Genomic DNA, 17,544 nt, shown 5'->3' with positions numbered 1-17,544 from the left:
CCGGGACCGGCCGGGAGGCCCGGGGCCGTGATATGGTGCGCGCCGATGGCGTTTTGGACCCGCAAGGAGCGACCCGCCCCGTGTCCGAGCTGCGACGCGGCGCTGGACATCGGTCTCGTCAAGGACGGGAGCCCGACGTGCCCCGCGTGCGGGCAAGCGCTGGTGCCGGTGCGCGTCGCCGGCTTCTGGCGCCGCCTCGCGGCCGCGCTGGTCGACGCGGCGCTCCTGCTGGTGACGGCGGGCCCGCTGCACCTCGGCCTGCAGCGCGTGCTCGGTCAGCCGAGCCCGGTGCGCGGCGGGTTCTCGTGGGCGGGCCTGCTGCAGCTGCTCACCGTCGACCCGCTCGAGATCCTCGTGTGGTTCGCACCGCTGCTGGTGATGGTCGCGCTGTACTTCGTGCTGTTCATCGCCCTGTCCGGAAGGACACCCGGGCAGAAGCTCACCGGGATCCGCGTGGTCCACCGCGCCGGCGGCAAGGTCGGTCCGGTGCGCGCGACGGTGCGGTTCGCGGGCACGGCCGTCGGCCTGGTGCCCGGCGGCCTCGGCTCGCTGTGGATGGCCTTCGACCGCGAGAAGCGGGCCTTCCACGACTACCTGACGGGCACCTACGTCGTGAGGGAACAGTGAGCCTCCTCCTGCGCCACCTCGAAGCCAACGGTCCGCTGTCGCGCGCCGATCTCGAGGCCGCGACCCGGCGGCAACAGCAGGCCGGCGGCAGCCTCGACACCGCGATCCTCGAGCTCGGCCTGATGACCCCGCTCGCGCTCGACGCCCTGCTGCAGAGCGCCTGCGGCCTCCCGGGCGCGCCGGTGCGGCTGCTCGAGCGCGGACCGACCCGGCCCTGGGAACATGTCCCGAAGGACCTGGTCGACATCGGCTGGGCCATGCCCCTCGCGGCCGAGGACGGGCGCCTGATCGTCGCCGTCCACCCCGACCTGCCCGACGCCAAGCTCGGCCAGCTGTACCGCCTGATCCGCGGCTTCTACCCGGTGGTCGCGCCCGAGTGCTGCCTGGCCAAGGTCGCCGTCGAGCGCACCGGCGCCATCCTGGCCCCGCGCTACGCGCTGATCCTGCTCGACTACCTCGAGGCGCTGCGCAGCACGACCCCCACGGTCCACCTGCCGGCCTCGGACGCGCCGCTCCAGGACGTACCTGTCCCGGGGGACAGGCAGAACGCCGGCCCGCGCCCGGCCGCGATGTCGGGCCCGGCCGTGGCCGCGCGCGCCAGCTCGGCGCCGCCTGTCTCTTCGGACAGCAGCGCGAGCTCGCCGGCGGCCACGCCTGTCGCTTCGGACAGGGCCGGAGCCGCGGACAGCAGCGGCGCGACGCCGGTCTCTGCCGACCTGGCCGCTCCGGTTCCCGAAAGCGTTGCGGATTCACCTGTCCCTTCGGGCAGCAGCGCCGAGGCCCAGGCCACGGCTGTCGTCCCGAGCGGCGCGCCCGACCGTTCGGACGACGGCGTCGAGCCCCGGCCCGCCGCGCCTGACCGTTCGGACAGCAGCGCCGAGGCCGCACCCGAACCTGCCTCTTCAGACAGCACCGAAGCCGCACCCGAACCTGCCTCTTCGAGCAGCACCGCGGCCGCGCCCGAACCTGTCCCCTCGGACAACACCGCAGCCGCGCCCGAACCCGTCTCATCGGACAGTATCGCGGCTGCGCCAGAACCTGTCCCTTCGGACAGCATCAGCGCCGCGCCCGAGCCTGTCCCTTCGGACAGCACCACAGCCGCGTCCGAACCTGCCTCTTCGGACAGCACCGCGGCCGTCGCCCCGCCCACGACCGTCGGGTCGGACGCCCACGACCTCGCCGCAGCTTCACCGGCGCCGGACACCAGCACGGCGCAGGCCGAGGCGGACCGCGCGGACGCCCCCTCCCCGCTCGCCGTCGAGCCGGCGAGTGCCAGCGCGGCGGCCCCGGCCCCTCCTGCCCCAGAGGATAGCCTCGAAGCAACAGCGCCCGCGACCTCGACGGCCGGGCCCTCCGGCGCCGAGCCGGCCGGACCGCCAGCTCCTGCCTCACGCGGACCCGAAGCGCCCGCGCGATCCGAATCTGTCCCGGCAGACAGGGCCGAAGAAGCAGCTCCGCGCCCGGCGCCGTCGGTCACCGACGCCCCCGCCCCCGAGCTCGCCCCCAGCCGGGCCACCGGGACCGCGCCGATGCCGATCGCCGCCGCCGTCGCCAACCGCCCGCCCGTCGGGATGGAGGCGGTCCCGGTGGCTCCCGACGCGCCGCTCGTCGCCCCGCGCGGCTTCGAGGGCTTCGGCGGCGCCTCGCTGTCGGGGCTGGCGATCGCCCCGGACACCCCGCTCATCATCTTGCCGGCCGAGGGCGCCGCCCCGGAGCGCACCGGCCCCGCCAAGTTCGCGGTCACGCCTGTCTCTTCGAGCAGGGAGACCGCGGCGTGGCCGGCCGCCGCCCGTGAGCGGCCCAGCCAGAGCCCGGCGCTCGAGCGCCCGGCCGCGGCCCCCGCTTCCGAACGGCCGTCACCTGTCTCATCGGACAGCCACGCGCCCACCCCGGCCGCGCACGGCCCGAGCAACGGCGTCGCCCACCCGACGGCCGCCGCCGTCTCCGCCCCGATCACGCCTGTCCCGACGGCCAGCTCGAGCCCGGCCGAGCCGGACCAGGATTCACCTGCCTCTTCGACCAGCCATGGGATGGTCGAGTCGTCGTCCCGCAAGCCGCCGCCGCCGCCGCAGGCGATGGTCATGACCCTGGCGCAGCGGCTCGACGCCGCCCGGGCCGCGCTGGCGACCGCGCGCGAGCGCGACCGGATCACCGAGGCGCTGGTGCGCGCGGCGTCGCTGATCGCCCCCCGCGTCGCCCTGTTCGGGGTCAAGCGCGAGGGCCTGCGCGTCCTGGCCGCGCCCGGCAGCGCCCTGCAGCTGGCCGAGGGCGTCGTGCTCGCCTTGCCCGAGGGCGGCCTGCTCGATCGCGCCGTCACCGGCCAGGGTCCGCTGCACCTGCTGGCCGAGCCGAGCCTGTCGTCCGCGGTGGGTCAGCCGCTCGGGATCCCCTGCGTCTTCGAGCCGGTCCTCGCCGGGGGCCGCACCGTCCTGATGCTCTACCTCGACCGGGCCGGCGTCGCCTTCGATCCGCGCGAGCGGACCGTCGTGCGCGAGCTGTGCGACACCGCGAGGCAGAGCCTCGAGGCCCTGCTCCGACTGCTCGGATGGGTCGTGCCCGGCGGCACGCCCGGGGCGGGTCCGGCCGATCGCTCGCGCCCGGCCGCGCGGCCGCACCTCGCGACGCCGGTGGTCACGGTCGACGAGAGCGACGCCGCGAGCACGAACGACGCCGAGGACAGCGCGCCGCAGGTCGCCGCGTCGGCCCCGGCCGAGCCCACCCCCGCGGCCGAAGAGCACGAGGCGTCCCTGCCCCCGGCCGGCGGCACCGTCGAGCCCGGCTTCGGCGACAGCGCCTCGACCAGCCGCTCGCGCGGCCGCGGCAACAACCGCGGGCGCGCGATCATCACGCTGAAGAACCCGATCCGGCGCGACGAGCTGTCGACCGTGACGCCGCTGCCGGTCCGCCCCGAGAGCTCCGCGGCCACGCGCGCGCCGACGCTGGTGCCCGAAGAAGCGCCCACCGAGGCCGACATCGACGCCGACGCCGACGAGTCCGGCGGGCTCGACGCCGCCGAGCTCGAGCGCGAAGAAGAGGAGGACCGCCGCGACGGGCCCGGCCTCGGGCTCGCGCCGGTGCCGGTGCCGCTCGGCCCCGAGGGCGGGGACAGCCCCCTGGTCGCCCGCTTCGCCGCCCTCTACTCCAAGCCGCTGCCGTCGGTCACCATCGACCTGTCCGATCGGCCCAATACTTTTGGACATGCGCGAAGCGACATGTCCTCCACGCCAGCCGAGAGCGGACCCGACATGCCCGGCTGGATCGCCTCCTCCGAGGCCTCGGGCATCGAGGATCCGCTGCCGATGGCGGACGCGCTGCGGGCCGCGGCCGCCGGGGCCGAGCGGGGCCCCGACCTCGATCCCGCCGCGACCTTGCCGGGCGCGCCGCGGGTCGTCCTCGACGAGGCCGCGCGGGCGCGGGCGGCCGGGCCCGACCCCGAGTTCGACGCCTGGCCGCGCGCCGCCTCCGACACGCCGACGGTCCTCGACCTCTCGCCGCCGCCGGCCCACGAGCCGCCGGTGGTGGAGACGCGCGCGGCGCCGGATGCCGAGACGGTCCTCGACATCCCGCCGCTCGATCCCGCGGTCCCGCCGTCGACGTTGATCCCCAACCTGATCGCCCCGCCCGGGACCCCGGGCGCCGGCCGCCGCCGTCGCACGCCCGCGCCGGTCGAGGAGGAGCCGGTGCTCGTGATCCCGAAGACCCTGCGGCGCCAGGGCGGGCTCACGGCCACCCCGCACCCGATGGCGCGCCGCAGCGATCCGAGCGACAGCGAGGACAGCACGGCCACGCTGTCGATACCGACCACGCTGATCGGCCCGCGCAGCGGGCGGCGCCGCGGCAAGCAGGAGCCGCGCTCCGAGGCCTCCTCGAGCGCGCTCAGCATGCCGCGGCTGGTCCGCGAGTCGGGGACAGGCGACGCGCTCGACGAGCCGGCCAGCGCCTCGACCTCCCGCGGCGCCATCCGGCACGCCCCCGACGATTCGGCCAGCGCCTCGACCTCCCGCGGCGCCATCCGGCACGAGCCCGACGATTCGGCCAGCGCCTCGATCTCCCGCGGGGCCACGCGGCGCGGCCCCGACGATTCGGCCGGCGCCTCGACCTCCCGCGGCGTCATGCGACACGGGCCCGACGAGCCGGCCAGCGCCTCGACATCTCGCGGCGCCATCAAACATGTCGTCGAGGACATGCCCCCGGCGACCGGTCCCGAAGAGCAGGTCGCCGAGGACAGCCAGACTCCGGCCCCCGCCCCCGCCGAGGAGCTGGCCGCCGAGGAGCCCGAGGCGACCGGCGCCGGCGCGGCCCTCAGCGACGACGAGATCGACGCGATCATCGAGGGCTTCCTGCAGGACCCGGCCGAATGGACCAGCGTGTCGCGGCTGCGGGCGCTCGACCAGCGCGGCCTGGCCCGCCTGGCCGCGCGCTTCCCCGGGCCGATCGACCTGGCGAACGCGACCAACTTCCCGCCGCCGAGCGCCCACGGCCCGCTGCTGCGCGCCTGCGTCGAGCTCGGGCACGCGGTCAGCCCGCACATCCTGGCGCTGTTCGCCAGCGTGCGGCCGCAGATCCGCTTCTACGCCGCGTTCCTGTTCCAGGAGCTGCGCGACCCCCGGTGCCTGCGCCCGCTCGGCGAGCTCGCGTTCGACACCGACCCCGACGTGCGCCTGATCGCCACCCGCGTGCTCGAGTCGTACAGCCGCGTGCCCGACTTCGTCGCGGTCGCCGCCGAGATCCGCGAGGACCTCGACAGCCGTGACCGCGACCGCCAGCTGCTCGCGGTCGAGGCCGCCGGCACGCTGCGCGACACCCTCGCCGTGCCGCGGCTCATCGACCTCCTTGCCGTGCGCGACAAGCACGTCCGCGAGGCCGCGCTCGAGGCCCTGTGCTCGATCACCGCCAAGCACCACGGCTACCGCGCCGCCCGCTGGCGCGCCTGGTACGCCGAGCACGGCCACGAGCCGCGTATCGAGTGGGTCATCGACGGCCTGCGCCACCGCGACGAGGCCGTCCGCCGCTGGGCCGCCGACGAGCTGGCGCGGATCACCGGCCAGCGGATCCCGTTCCCCGCCGAGGGCGACCGGCGCAGCCGCGACCTCGCCCTGCGCGCCTGGCAGGCCTGGTGGGACAGCAACCGCGAGGACTTCACGCCGGCGGCCGAGGCCCGCCCCGACGAGGCACCCGCCGCCGGCGAGGACTGACCGCGGGCGGCTGCTGCGGCCCGCGGTTCAGGACATGTCGTCGAGGACATGTCACTGAGGACATATCGTCTGCCACATGTGAAAAAGGACATGGCGTCACGGCCATGCCCTTTCAGTCAGGAGCCGCGCGGCTCAGAACTCGTCGATCACCGCGCCGCCGGTCTTCGGGCTGGCGATCTTCCCCATCTTGACCCTGGGCGGCTCGACGGGCGGCGGCGGCGGCTCCGGGGCGACGGCGATGTCACCCATCAGCGCGGGCGGCGGCGACGGCGGCTCCGCCTCGATCGGGACGGCTCCACCCATCAGCGCCGACGGGGGCGGCGGAGCGACGACCGGCGCCGCCGTCTGGCCCATCAGCAGCGAGGGCGGCGGCGGGGCGAAGCCCGGCTGCGGATCGCAGGGCTCCTTCACCTCGGGCATCGCCTCGCCCATCTTCACGTGCTCGACCGGCGGCGCCACCTTGCCCATCAGTTCCTCCGTCACCGGCGGCGGCGGCGGCCGGACCGGCTCCGGGGCGCCCATGAGCGTCGGCGGCGGCGGCGGCGGCTCGACGATCGGGGGCGTCGGCGGTTTGATCTGCTCGCCGAGGTCGGCCACGTTGCGGCACACCTCGTGGCCGCGCGGGAAGTGCATCGTCGTGAACGGCCCGGTCTGGACCTCGCAGCCGCCCTCGGGCGAGGGCTTGGCGTCGCGGGCCATGGTCTCGATGGCGATGTCGCCGAGGTCCTGGATCGGCGGGCCATCGCCGTGCGGGGTGCAGGCCGCCAGCATCATCGCCGCGAAGGCCGTCCGCGCGGTGCGGAGGCGCGACACGGGGACCACGGGCGTGTCGCGGAACGCGATCTGGCCGTCTTCCTGGTTCGAGTAGCGCACGCACAGGTGCTGGCCCTTGTTCGCCTCGAGGAGATCGGTGGCGGCCTGTCGGGTCATCGCCGAGAGGTTGTGCACGTGCTTGGCGCAGACATCGCAGAAGCGGCGCGCATCATCGCCGTGCATGGCGTCCCACGACTCGTGGCAGGGGCTCTTGATCTCGACGTTGCGACTGTGCATGGCGGCGGGACAACGCGCGTGTTCGGGGCCGGGTCTCCGGCGGAGGCCGGCCCGCCGCGTCGTGAGGACCAGCGTATCCCCGGCCCGTGAAGCTTGGTATAGGGGCGACGTGCCCCACGTCCCTGCCCTCTTGGCGCGACTGCGCGACGAGCCGCGCTACCTCGCCGCGCTGGCGACGCTGCTGGTCGACGAGGCCCTCGCAACCCCGGCGCGTCGCCTCGTCGATCCCGCGCGGCTGACCCCGCTGCTCGTGACCGGCCTGCAGGCCGTCGCCGCCACGCCCGGTCACGCGGCGTGGCTCGAGCAGCGCCTGCGCGACGCGCTCGGGCGGATCCGCCCGCGCCCGACCACGCTGCGGGCGCGGATCCCCGGCGACCTGCAGCCGCTGCTGCGCACCGTCGTCCGCAGGCCGTACACGCCGAGCCGCGTGCTCGTGCGGGCCGTCGTCGATCAGGCGACCACGCGCGACCTCTCGCGCACGATCCTCCACACCACCCTGCTCGACTTCGCCAGGAAGGTCGGCTCGATCTTGCCGGACACCAGCAAGATCCCCGGCGCCGGCGTGACCTCCAGGCTGTTCGGGGTCGCCAAGGGCGTCGCCTCGGCGGTCGGGCTCGACGCCTCGGTCGAGGATCGCGTGCGCGGCTTCGTCGACGGGGCCGTCGGTCGCGTAATCGACATGATCGTCGATCGCGTCAGCGACCCGAAGAACGCCGGCGAGGGCGCGGCCTTCCGCGCCGACGTCCTGGCCTCGCTGCTCGATCTGCCGGAGTCCGCCGTGCACGCCGAGCTGGTCAAGCTCGACCCTGCGGTGGTCGCCGCCGACCTCCACGCCGCCCTCGTCGGGCTCGCCGCGTGGGACCGCCTGCCGGCCGAGATCGAGGCCGCGCTGACGGAGGTCGTCGACGGCCTCGGCGACGCGACACTCGGCGAGCTGCTGGCCGGCTCGGGCGAGGTCGAGGCGTGGCGCGGCGCGGTCGAGGCCGAGCTGGCGCTCCACCTCGGCCACGCCTTCACCGGCGAGCGCTTCGCCGCGTGGCTCGGGCATCTGGTCGAAGGGACATTGCCCGAAGCGCATGTCCCCGCAGACAGCCCGGCGACGTGACGCCGAGCTCGGGTACCTGGCTGAAGGGACATTGCTGGGAGCGCATGTCCCTCCGCGCAGCCCGGTGACGTGAGCCGCGCGGGGCGCTCACGCGCCGGCGGCCTGCGCCACCTCGCCGAGCGGGCGGGCGCGGCCGATCGCCGGGTCGGCCGACGCGAGCTCCTCGTAGGCCTCCGGGTTGGCCTGCTTGAGCGCCCCGCCGGGCGCGTCGGCGGTGCCGATGAGCTCGCGGATCCCGCGGAACGATCCGTAGTAGTTGCCGTTGTTGTGGTCCTCGTCGCTGTTGCAGCGGCGGATCAGCGAGCGGGACAGGCGCGGCAGGTGCAGCATGTCGAGCGCCATCTCCCACAGGCCGTCGACGAAGTTCTGGTCGGCCGGGAACTCGAGCAGGCCCGCGAGCAGCAGCAGCAGCCCGGCGCGCTGGCCGAGCGGCGTGTCGAGCGGGGCGGCGTCGCCGAGGTAGCCGAGATCGATCGCGCGCCACCACGCCTCGGCGCCGACCAGCAGGCGCTTCAGCTCCTGCGCGCTGTGACTGAGGTGGCTGTGGAACAGCACGTCGGCCGCCAGCGCCTCGCCGGCGGGGTCGCGGACGTAGCGGACCACCGCGGGCAGGCGCCCCAGCTCGCCGCGCGGGCCCTTGCCGGCCGGCACGTCGCGCGGCGGCTCGGCGCCGCTGAAGAAGCCGCCGGCCCGGAACGCGTAGAGGAGCTCGGCCTGGCCCGGCAAGCTGTCCCAGAGTTCAGAGTACTGCGTGACCCGGTTGAGGCTGCCGGCGGCCCAGCCGAGCCCGCGCGCCGCGTCGCCGCTGATCTGCGACGGCGAGGCGCCGGGGTCGCGCGGGACCGCCGAGTCCTTGAGGCTCTCGGCGATCTCGACCAGGCGGAAGTCGAGGAAGCCGTCGTAGTAGTCGGCCTTGCCGTCGCGGTTGATGTCCTGGTAGCGCGCGACCACCAGCGGGTGGGCCGGGCCGATGAACTGCACGAAGTCCGGCGTGCGGCTCTGGCGGTGGTGCCACTGGGCCTTGCGGATCCGCTGGTCGATCGCCGCGAAGTCCTCCTCCTCGGCGAGCCCGCGCAGGATCGCCACGAAGCAGTCGATGCCCTCGGACGCGACCACCTTGTCGTGCTCGCCGGTGCGGAAGTACGTCGAGTCCCAGCTCGAGAAGATGTCGGCGTCGGGGAACATGCGTGCGACGGCGAAGCGCGTGGTCAGGCCGGCGCACTGGCAGTTCATCATCAGCTTGTAGCCGACCTGCTGGGTATGGATCGCCGAGGCGCGCATGTCGTAGGCGCCGAGGTTGGCGTGGCGGCTGACCAAAAGGCCGGTGAAGAATTCCTGCGACATCTCGAAGTTCTCGTCGCGCGGCGCGGCCGAGCGGGCGAACACCACGATCTCGCGCCCGCCCTTGCCGACGAACGGGGCCTGCAACACCTCGTAGCCGCCGCCCCACATGTTCGGCGGCTTCGGCGTGCCCTCGGGCGCGGCGATCCTGGTGAAGCCGTATTTGGTCTGCAGCAGCTCGACCTCGCCAGGGAAGAACTCGGCCGCCGAGGCGAGCGCGAACCGCCACGGGCCGGACAGCTCGGCGTACGGCGGGGCCTGCCGCGACAGCGAGCGCAGCAGCGCCTGCGCGCGCGCCTGCTGCTCGGGGCGCAGGGCCGGACCGCGCAGCGACAGCAGCGAGATCGCGTGCGCCCGCAGCTCGCTGCGCCCGCCGGGCCCGGCCTCCTCGTCGACCAGCCGGAAGATGCGCTCCGCAGCCGCGTCGGCGGCGGCGCGGAACTCGGGGTCCTTGAGCGCGGTGGCGACCACGTGGGACAGCACCGTCAGCGCCGCGGAGCGCAGCTGCACGGCGTCGTCGACCGCGGCGTTGGGCCCGCCCGGGGCCGCGGCCGCGAGCACGGCCTCGACCTGCCCGAGCAGCGCCCCCGCCTGGCTCGGCGTGAGCCGCTCGGTCCGCAGCGGCTCGTCGGGGAAAAACGCGCTCGGCGGGAACAGGCGCTCGAAGCTCGACGTCCGCCGGGCCGAGATCCAGCGCGCGGCGGCGACGAACACCGGCAGCGCGGACATGTCCTTCGGGGCAGGTCCGGCGGCGTCGCCGGCCAGCTCGCCGCTCGCCAGCAGGAACAGGGGCGCCGCCCCGTGGATGCCCGCGGTCAGGTCGAGCGCGGCCGCCTGCGGCCCTGGCCTGTCCTGAAGGCCCTGTCCCGAGAGACTGGCGAGGCGCTGCCGGACGGCGCGGCGGCCGGGGAAGTCGAGGAGGATCTTGTGGCCGAGGGCGGACAGCAGCAGCGCCCGGTCGGCGGCCGAGGGCTCACCGGCGAGGGCGAGGTGGTAGTTGCGCTCGCCGGTGAGGTGGAGCTGCACGCCGGCGCCGCTGCGGGCGCGCTCGAAGCTGCGGGTGGCCGTGCTGCCCGACTTCACGAGGACAGCGGCGAAGCGGGGCGCCTGATCGCCGCGCCCGATCCGAATTTCGACTTCCTTCATGTCAGCCTCCGAGAGGCCGCGATCGTAGCACGGGGCCACGACCGGCCCTGCGCGCGCGCCGTGGCGCGCCCGCGCGCGGCCGAGGTGGAGCGAACGAAGATGTCCTTTCGGACAGACGTTCACCCGCGCGAGCACATGCGTCGCGCGGTTCGATGTTCCGCGCCTACTTCAGCGCGCCGCGATGGGCGTGCGATTCCGGCGGAACGGGGGGCATCCCCGCCTGCGGAGCGCCGCGGTACTCGTTGAGGCGGTACTGGATCTTGCGCGGCGAGATCCCGAGGATCTTGGCCGCCTTGCTGGTGCTGCCGCCGACGTGCTCGAGCGTCCGCAGGATGGCGTAGCGCTCGATCTCTCGCAGCGACGCGCCCGGGATGACCGGCGCGGAGTCGTCACCGCGCATCTTCGACATCAGCTCGCGCGGCAGGTCGCGCGGCTCGACCTCGGTGCCGCGCGCGAGCACCACCGCCCGCTCGACGCTGTTCTCGAGCTGCCGGATGTTGTCGGGCCAGTCGCAGCCGAGCAGCACGCCGAGCGCCCGCTCGCTGAAGCCGACGACCGGGCGGTGCGCCTGGGCGGCGAACTGGCGCAGGAAGTACATCGCCAGCAGCGGGATGTCGTCCCGGCGCTCGCGCAGCGACGGCATGCGCAAGCTGACGACGTTGAGGCGGTAATAGAGGTCCTCGCGCAGGCGGCCGTCCTGCTTCGCCGCGCCGATCTCGTGGCTCGTGGCCGCGATCACGCGCACGTCGGCGTGCAGCGGTTCGCTGTCGCCGACGCGGCAGAACCCGCGCTCTTGCAGGAAGCGCAGCAGCGCGGCCTGGACCCCGTGCGGCAGCTCGTCGACGTCGGCGAGGAAGAGCGTGCCGCCGTCGGCCTCGCGCAGCCGACCCTCGCGCAGCACGGCGCCACCGTCGCGCACGCCGAACAGCTCGCGCGCGCAGGCCTCGTCGGTGAAGCCGCTGCACTGCAGGCAGACGAACGGGCCGCGTCGCCCGCTCCACTGGTGGATGAGGCGCGCGAGGTGCTGCTTGCCGGTGCCGCGCTCGCCGGTGACGAGGACCGACACCGGCGAGTCGGCGACTTGCCGCGCCAGGCCGAGGAGGTCGCGGAACACCTTCGACTGGCCGATCACGCCGGCGCGCTGGTCGGCGCGCTGACTCTCGAGCGCCGAGCGCAGGTGCCTCGCCTCGCGCTGCAGCGCGCGGTGACGCAGGACCCGCTGCAGCACGATCAGCAGCTGCGGCAGGTCGACGGGCTTGCTCAGGTAATCGTCGGCGCCGAGATGGAGCGCCTCGACCGCGCCCTCGACCGAGCCAAATGCGGTCATCACGACGACAGCGACGTCAGGGTAGATTTCACGGAGCTTGGATATGAGCTCCAGACCACTGAGTCCCGGCATCTTCACGTCGGTGATCACGACGTCGGGCTCCCACTGATCGATCCGTCCGAGCGCCTTGTAACCGTCGGCGGCGGACTGGACCTCGTAACCTTCCTCTCGCAGCAGCTCGCTCAGCGCTGAGCGAGCGCTCGACTCGTCATCGACCACCAAAATTCGGGTCGGCCTGGATTCTTCAAAGTTCGTCATAGGCGGTACCTCCGCGGGCTTCGCCTACTCTGCGGGCGGAAGATGCGCGGGTGTAATGCATACTTTGCGCGCTCGCGCAAACCCGCGACCCCCCGCCGGGATCGATTCTCCTATTGTTGCGGGGTTTTCTCCGCTGGCACGAGATCCGCAACCTGCCGGTCAACCACCGGTGGTTGCGTCGCTCGGAGGCGGCGCCTCGGTGTCGCGCGGCGCTTCACCCTGCTGCTGGCCGTCCGGCTGCCCGTCGGGCATCCCCTGGCCATCGCCCTGGCCCTGGCCCTGACCACCCTCGGGAGGCGGCTCCTCGACCGGCGGCGGTTCGGCGGGCCGCTCCTCCGGCTGCGGCTGGGGTTCGGGCTCCGGCGGCGGCGGCAGCGTCGACGGCGTCGGCGGCGGCTCGGAGGGCTCCGACGGCTCCGACGGCTCCGGCGGATCGGACGGGCGGGCGTCGATCTCCGGCATCTTGTTGTCCCTGTCGGACCCGCCGGTGTCGCCGCCGACCTGCGGCCCCTGGTTGCGCTCGAGCGCGTCCTCGGGCGACTCGCTCTTCTTGGTCGAGCGCGCCTTGCTGCGGGCCTTGCGGGCCGCGTCGCGCTCGGCGTTCTTCTGCCGCCGCTCGAGCATGCGCTCCTCGGCGGTCTTGCTCTTGATGCCCATGAAGCGCGGCTTGCCGACGGTGCCGCGCAGCTTGAAGCCGAGCCAGCCGTCGTCGGGCGGATCCATCTTCGACGACGGGCCGGCGGTCTGGACCGCGAAGCGCAGCGTCTCGCTCTTGTCCTGCAGCGCCTGCGTGACCAGCAGCTTCATCTGGAACGCGAACTCGGACCGCGAGAACGGGTCCTTCAGCGGCATGTCGCCGGTGACCTCGAGCTCGATGTCGGCGCTCTTGGTCTTGAAGTCCTCGACGGTGACCCTGCCCTCCGCGACCTTCAGCTTGCCGATCAGGGTGCCGAGGTCGATCTCGGGGATCGTGATGCCCTTGGCGGTGATGCCCGACGAGCCGGGGATGAACAGCAGCTCCTCGCCGTCGCCGATGGTGCACGAGGCACACTCGAGCGAGATGCTGCCCTCGGCCTTCTCGAACAGGTTCTCCGGCATCGTCATGTCGACGTGCAGGGCGAACAGGCCGCGCAGCGGGGCGCCCAGGGCCTGCTGCATCTTCGGCACCGAGCCGAGCGGCAGCTCGGTGATGTCGATCTTGATGCTCGACTCGCTGTCGCTGCGCGCGTACTCGGCGTGGATCGGCGCCTCGTCGAGCAGGGTGTCGACCTCGACGTCGACGTTGCCGAGCAACATGTACTTGAGGACAGAGAAGTCGACGTCGACGCTGTCGAGCACCATCTGGTGCGGGATCTGGCCCGGGTGCGACGGCGCGTAGGTCCACGTGACGTTGTAGAGCGTCGCGCTGCCCCACGGCCGCACCGACATGTCCTCGATGTCGATGAGGTAGCCGGCGTTGCGCGCCTGCTGACCGATCCGCCAGGCGAGCGCGCGGGTCGGCAGGCTGATCCAGATGAAGGTGAAGAACACGAACACGGCCAGGAACACCCAGCCGGCGGAGCTGCGGAGGCGGCGCGACAGCAGGCGCAGGCGATCGCCGAAGCCGCCGATCGGGGTCGCGGGCGCGACGAGCGTGCCGCTCGGCGGCGGCGCGGACGGGAGGGTGGCGTCGCCGCCGCGGCGCAGGCTGGCGAGGCTGGGCAGGCGGATCTTCACGACTCTCCCTCCTCGGCCGCCACCGGCGCGGCGCCCTCGTCTTGCTTCTGCAGCTCCCAGGTGGCGAGCTCGACCTCGGCGTTGAGGCGGTCCTCGAGCGCCGACGGCGAGCGCAGCATCAGCCGCTCGACGAACAGGATGTTGCCCGGCTGCGCCTCGAGCTTGGCGAGGAAGTTCAGCAGCTCCTCGAGCGCGACGTTGCGGACCTCGAACGCGACCACGGTCTTGACCAGGCCCTTGTCGTCGACGGCGACCGGCGGGCGCACCTCTTCGCCGCGCAGCGTGCCGGTGACGAGGTCCTTCTGCGCCTCCTCGAGCAGGATGGAGAACACGATCGGCTGCGCGTTGGCGATCTTGGCCTCGCGCGCCTCCTTCTCCTTCTTCTTGGTGTCGTACGCGGTGCCCTTGGTGCGCACGAGCGCCAGGCCCTCGCGCAGCTCGGCGATCTCGGCGCGGGCGGCGTCGAACGAGCTCTTGCGCATCATGAACAGCACGCCGACGGCGGTGACGAAGAACACCAGCATCAGCACGCCGAGCAGCGCCCGCTCCCGCGGGTTGAAGCGGGACATGAACCCGAACAGGGTGGAGTCGATGGCGCTCACGAGTCGGCCTCCGTGCTGGCGTAGCAGTCGTGCTCGATGGTCGGGTCGAACACCTTCTTCATGCCCTCGTCGCGCACCTTGGCGGTGGGGAACGGGACGACGCAGGGCAGCGCCTGCAGCAGCTTGGTCTTGAACCGCTCCTGCGCCGACGAGCGGGTGGCCGAGGCGCGGAACTGGATCGCGCGCGGCCGGATCTCGATCAGCGACAGCACGAACTCGTCGTCCCACTGCAGGCCCGCCGTCGGATCGACCGAGGGCAGCTGGACGGTGGTCGGGCCCGCGGGCGTGACGCTCGCGCCGTCCGACGACTCGGGGCTGACGCTGCCGTCCTCGCCGACCGCCGGCGCGAGCACCGGCGCCGGCTTCGCGCCGCTCGGCGTGGCCGCCTTGACGAACCCGGCCAGCACGTCGAGCGCGCCGCGGGCCGGGATGAGCCTGGTGATGTCGCGGCCGTCGACGGCGTTGAGGCGCTCCTCGATGTCGTCCTTGGAGGTGAGCGCCTCGCCGAACACCTTGTGGCTGGCCTCGCCGAGCTCCTCCTCGTAGGCGAGGCGCTCCGCCTCGAGCGCGCTCATGCCGACCACGGTGTCGACGACGCCGAACGCGAGGATGGCGAAGCCGAGCGCGGCGACGGTGGCGATCCGCTCGGCGATCCAGCTGCCGTCGCTGCCGCGCTGCACCGCGGCGTCCTTGTGCAGCTGGATCAGCGGCCGGCGAGCGCAGCCGACCGCGCCGCCGAGCGCGGCGCACGTGGCCGTCCAGTCATGTCCCGAGAGACCTCTGAGCCCGAGGCCCTCGCGCGGGCGGGCGCGCTCGGTCGGCAGCCCGAGCTGCTCGGCGAGGTAGGCGTCGAGGCCGCGGAGGTTGGCGCCGCCGCCCGACAGGCGCAGCTGCACGACCTCGCTGCCGAACTCGGCGCGCAGCCACATGCGCGTGTGCTCGATCTCCCGCACCACCGGCTCGAGCGCGCGGGCCACGATCGTCGCCGACTCGAGCTGCTCGGCGCTGAGGTCGCCCTGGCCGCGGTGAGGCAGGAACGCGTTGGTCCGCTTGGCCACCTCCGCGTCGGCGTCGCTGAGCTGGTAGCGCTGCTGCAGCGCGCGCGTGACGTGCACGCCGCCGCGGCGGAGCATGCGGGCGGCGACGGGGCCCTTGGGCCCGAAGGCGACCAGGTCGGTGGTCGCGTGGCCGATGTCGAGGCCGAGGACCACCGGCGTGCGGGCGTCGGCGGTCGCGCCCTTGGCCGGCTCGGGCAGGTCGGCGGTGAGCACCTGCGCGGTCGCCAGCACGTCGACGGTGATCAGCTTGAGGTCGATCGTCGCCGCCTTGAACGCGGCCTGCACCTGGTCGATGGCCGAGCGGCGCACTGCGACGGCGAGCGCCTGGCCGCCGCCGCCCGCGGCGGTCGCGGGCACGTGGTCGAGCTCGAGGTTCTCGAGCGGGACCGGGAACTGGCCCTCGGCCTCGAACGCGATCGCCTGGGCGATCCGGCGCGGGTCGTTGAACGGGAACTTGAACACGCGATAAGCGGCGAAGCTGCCCGGCAGCACCACGCCGATCGGGTAGTGGTTCCAGCCGCGGCGGCGCAGCACGGCGATGCCGATGTCGAGCGCGGCGGCCAGCGAGGTGTCGCCCTGCGGCGCGAGCGTGACCGGCTCGACGACCACGTCGAGCACCTGGATGGTGCGCAAGCCGGCGTTGATGAGCACGGCCTTGACTTCGGAGGTGCCGAGGTCGAGTCCTACGTACTTCTGAGCCACGGGCTGCTGTCCTTGCGGTTGAAGATGGGAGCCATGGAGGTCAGTCCTCGCGGAGGTAGAGCCACGCGCCGGTGCCCTTGGTGCCCTCGCTGCGGACGAATTGCATGTCGTAGATGGAGGTGACGCGCTTCTTCACGGCGCCGACCTCGGCGATGATCTCGATGCGATAGACCCGCTCGGGCGCGATGGTGGCGATGTCGCTGAGGCCGCCGAGCTGCTCGCCCGTGCTCTTGTCCTCCTCGCTGTTCTCGCGGATCATCATGCCCTCGGGGATCCGCGGCAGGTTGGCCCGGTTGAGCGCCTGCGCGGCCGAGCCGCCGCCGCCGAGCGCGGCCAGCGGGTTCATGAACTTGTCGGGCTTCTCGACGAACTCCTTGAACGCCTTCATGTCGGCGAACAGGCTCATGCTCCGCGAGTCGACGACGTAGCGGGCCAGCGGCAGCGTCTTGATCAGGAAGTTCTCGCCCTCGGTCTTCCACTTGTCCTCGGCGGTGACCGCGTGGCGCAGCACGAGCGCGATCTGGTCGGCGCTGGCGAAGTTGAGGTTGACCTTGCAGCCGCCGTAGACGGTGAGGTCGGCGGCGATCGCCGTCATCAGATCGTCGTCGACGCCCTGGACCAGGTGCAGCTCCTCGATGCTGTCGATCCGGGCGTTGCGCGGCTGGTACGGGTCGAAGATCTCGGTGTAGCGGTAGCGCTCCTGCGTCGACGACGACGCCAGCTTGACCATGTCCCACGCCTTGATGTCCTCGTCGATGTAGTCGACGATCGCCCTGATGACGTCGGCCCGGGTGTAGCGCTGACCGTCGCTCTTCTCCTCGTCGAACAGCGGGTCGTAGAGCGTCGGCATCAGCATCGCCTCGAGCGTCTCGACGGTGCGCGCCTGCGAGTTGTCCTTGCCCTGCCCCGCCTGCGCCAGGCAGTTGACGTTGAGCTTGCCGCTCTCGGCCTCGACGCGGATCTCGAAGCCGCCATGCTCGATGGCGAGGTCCTTGAAGGTCGAGTTGTCGAGGCCGACCAGCCCGGCGATGCCCTCGTGGCCGTCCTTCGTGCCGAACGCCGACATCAGGTACGGCGCGACCTGGGTGATGTCCCAGGTCCCGAGCATCTGCCGGAACTGCTTCTGGTTGAACACCATGCGCTGCAGCTCGAACAGCAGCAGCGACAGGCGCATGCCGCCGCGGGTCAGGTTGCGCGCCGAGATCTCGTCGCGCAGGTTGATCGCGGCCTGCCAGTCGACGCGCGTGGTGTAGCTGAACGCGGCCGTGAACGGCAGCAGCACGGCGATGCAGGCCAGGACCATCAGCAGGGCGATGCCGTGCTCCTTGCCGCCGGCGCGGCGCCGGCCCGCGCCGGACCTGGCCTTACGGACATGTCGATCGGGCGGGGTATGTGCGGGGGTCGCGGTCATGGCGGG

General features: G+C 73.3%; 10 protein-coding genes. 3 read left to right on the top strand and 7 right to left on the bottom strand.

What is annotated here, in order from left to right; genetic code table 11:
- Positions 1-45 precede the first annotated feature (45 nt).
- On the top strand, positions 46-627 hold the full coding sequence (locus K7C98_RS06795; protein ID WP_224190741.1) for an RDD family protein: 582 nt from the start codon (positions 46-48) through the stop codon (positions 625-627).
- Positions 624-5,822, top strand: a complete 5,199-nt coding sequence (locus K7C98_RS06790; protein WP_224190740.1) for a hypothetical protein — start codon at positions 624-626, stop codon at positions 5,820-5,822. Before K7C98_RS06795 ends, K7C98_RS06790 begins: the two co-directional genes overlap by 4 nt.
- A gap of 132 nt (positions 5,823-5,954) precedes the next feature.
- Here the strand turns inward: K7C98_RS06790 and K7C98_RS06785 are convergent, their stop codons facing one another.
- Positions 5,955-6,872, bottom strand: coding sequence for a hypothetical protein (locus K7C98_RS06785; RefSeq protein ID WP_224190739.1), 918 nt, complete (start codon positions 6,870-6,872; stop codon positions 5,955-5,957).
- A 109-nt stretch (positions 6,873-6,981) separates the two neighbouring features.
- Between K7C98_RS06785 and K7C98_RS06780 the strand changes: the two genes are divergently transcribed.
- The gene (locus K7C98_RS06780) at positions 6,982-7,977 is read left to right on the top strand and encodes a hypothetical protein (protein WP_224190738.1); all 996 of its coding nucleotides are present in this window, start codon (positions 6,982-6,984) and stop codon (positions 7,975-7,977) included.
- Positions 7,978-8,064: 87 nt separating this feature from the next.
- Here the strand turns inward: K7C98_RS06780 and K7C98_RS06775 are convergent, their stop codons facing one another.
- The 6 genes from K7C98_RS06775 to K7C98_RS06750 all read right to left on the bottom strand — a co-directional run bounded on the left by K7C98_RS06775 (position 8,065) and on the right by K7C98_RS06750 (position 17,538).
- Positions 8,065-10,464: a hypothetical protein gene (locus tag K7C98_RS06775; protein WP_224190737.1), complete on the bottom strand. Its 2,400-nt coding sequence runs from the start codon at positions 10,462-10,464 to the stop codon at positions 8,065-8,067.
- A 163-nt stretch (positions 10,465-10,627) separates the two neighbouring features.
- A complete protein-coding gene (locus K7C98_RS06770; protein WP_224190736.1) occupies positions 10,628-12,049 on the bottom strand; it encodes a sigma-54-dependent transcriptional regulator in 1,422 nt (473 codons plus the stop codon).
- A 159-nt stretch (positions 12,050-12,208) separates the two neighbouring features.
- Positions 12,209-13,765: a type II secretion system protein GspN gene (gspN, locus tag K7C98_RS06765; RefSeq protein WP_224190735.1), complete on the bottom strand. Its 1,557-nt coding sequence runs from the start codon at positions 13,763-13,765 to the stop codon at positions 12,209-12,211.
- Positions 13,762-14,367: a hypothetical protein gene (locus K7C98_RS06760; RefSeq protein ID WP_224190734.1), complete on the bottom strand. Its 606-nt coding sequence runs from the start codon at positions 14,365-14,367 to the stop codon at positions 13,762-13,764. The genes gspN and K7C98_RS06760 overlap by 4 nt, the downstream gene beginning before the upstream one ends.
- Entirely contained in the window at positions 14,364-16,127 is a 1,764-nt protein-coding gene (pilM, locus tag K7C98_RS06755) for a pilus assembly protein PilM (protein WP_224190733.1), read from the bottom strand. The genes K7C98_RS06760 and pilM overlap by 4 nt, the downstream gene beginning before the upstream one ends.
- Positions 16,128-16,167: 40 nt before the next feature.
- Positions 16,168-17,538, bottom strand: a complete 1,371-nt coding sequence (locus K7C98_RS06750) for a general secretion pathway protein GspK (protein ID WP_224190732.1) — start codon at positions 17,536-17,538, stop codon at positions 16,168-16,170.
- Between the last annotated feature and the right edge of the window lie 6 nt (positions 17,539-17,544).

Source organism: Nannocystis pusilla (genome assembly GCF_020073745.1).
Classification (GTDB): domain Bacteria; phylum Myxococcota_A; class Polyangia; order Nannocystales; family Nannocystaceae; genus Nannocystis; species Nannocystis radixulma.
This window is presented reverse-complemented; position numbering and strand designations above follow the sequence as displayed.

Excerpts from the sequence above, each read along its gene's own strand:
- K7C98_RS06795 (WP_224190741.1), top strand. The coding sequence starts at position 46 with ATGGCGTTTTGGACCCGCAAGGAGCGACCCGCCCCGTGTCCGAGCTGC.
- K7C98_RS06785 (WP_224190739.1), bottom strand. The coding sequence starts at position 6,872 with ATGCACAGTCGCAACGTCGAGATCAAGAGCCCCTGCCACGAGTCGTGG.
- K7C98_RS06775 (WP_224190737.1), bottom strand. The coding sequence starts at position 10,464 with ATGAAGGAAGTCGAAATTCGGATCGGGCGCGGCGATCAGGCGCCCCGC.
- K7C98_RS06770 (WP_224190736.1), bottom strand. The coding sequence starts at position 12,049 with ATGACGAACTTTGAAGAATCCAGGCCGACCCGAATTTTGGTGGTCGAT.
- K7C98_RS06750 (WP_224190732.1), bottom strand. The coding sequence starts at position 17,538 with ATGACCGCGACCCCCGCACATACCCCGCCCGATCGACATGTCCGTAAG.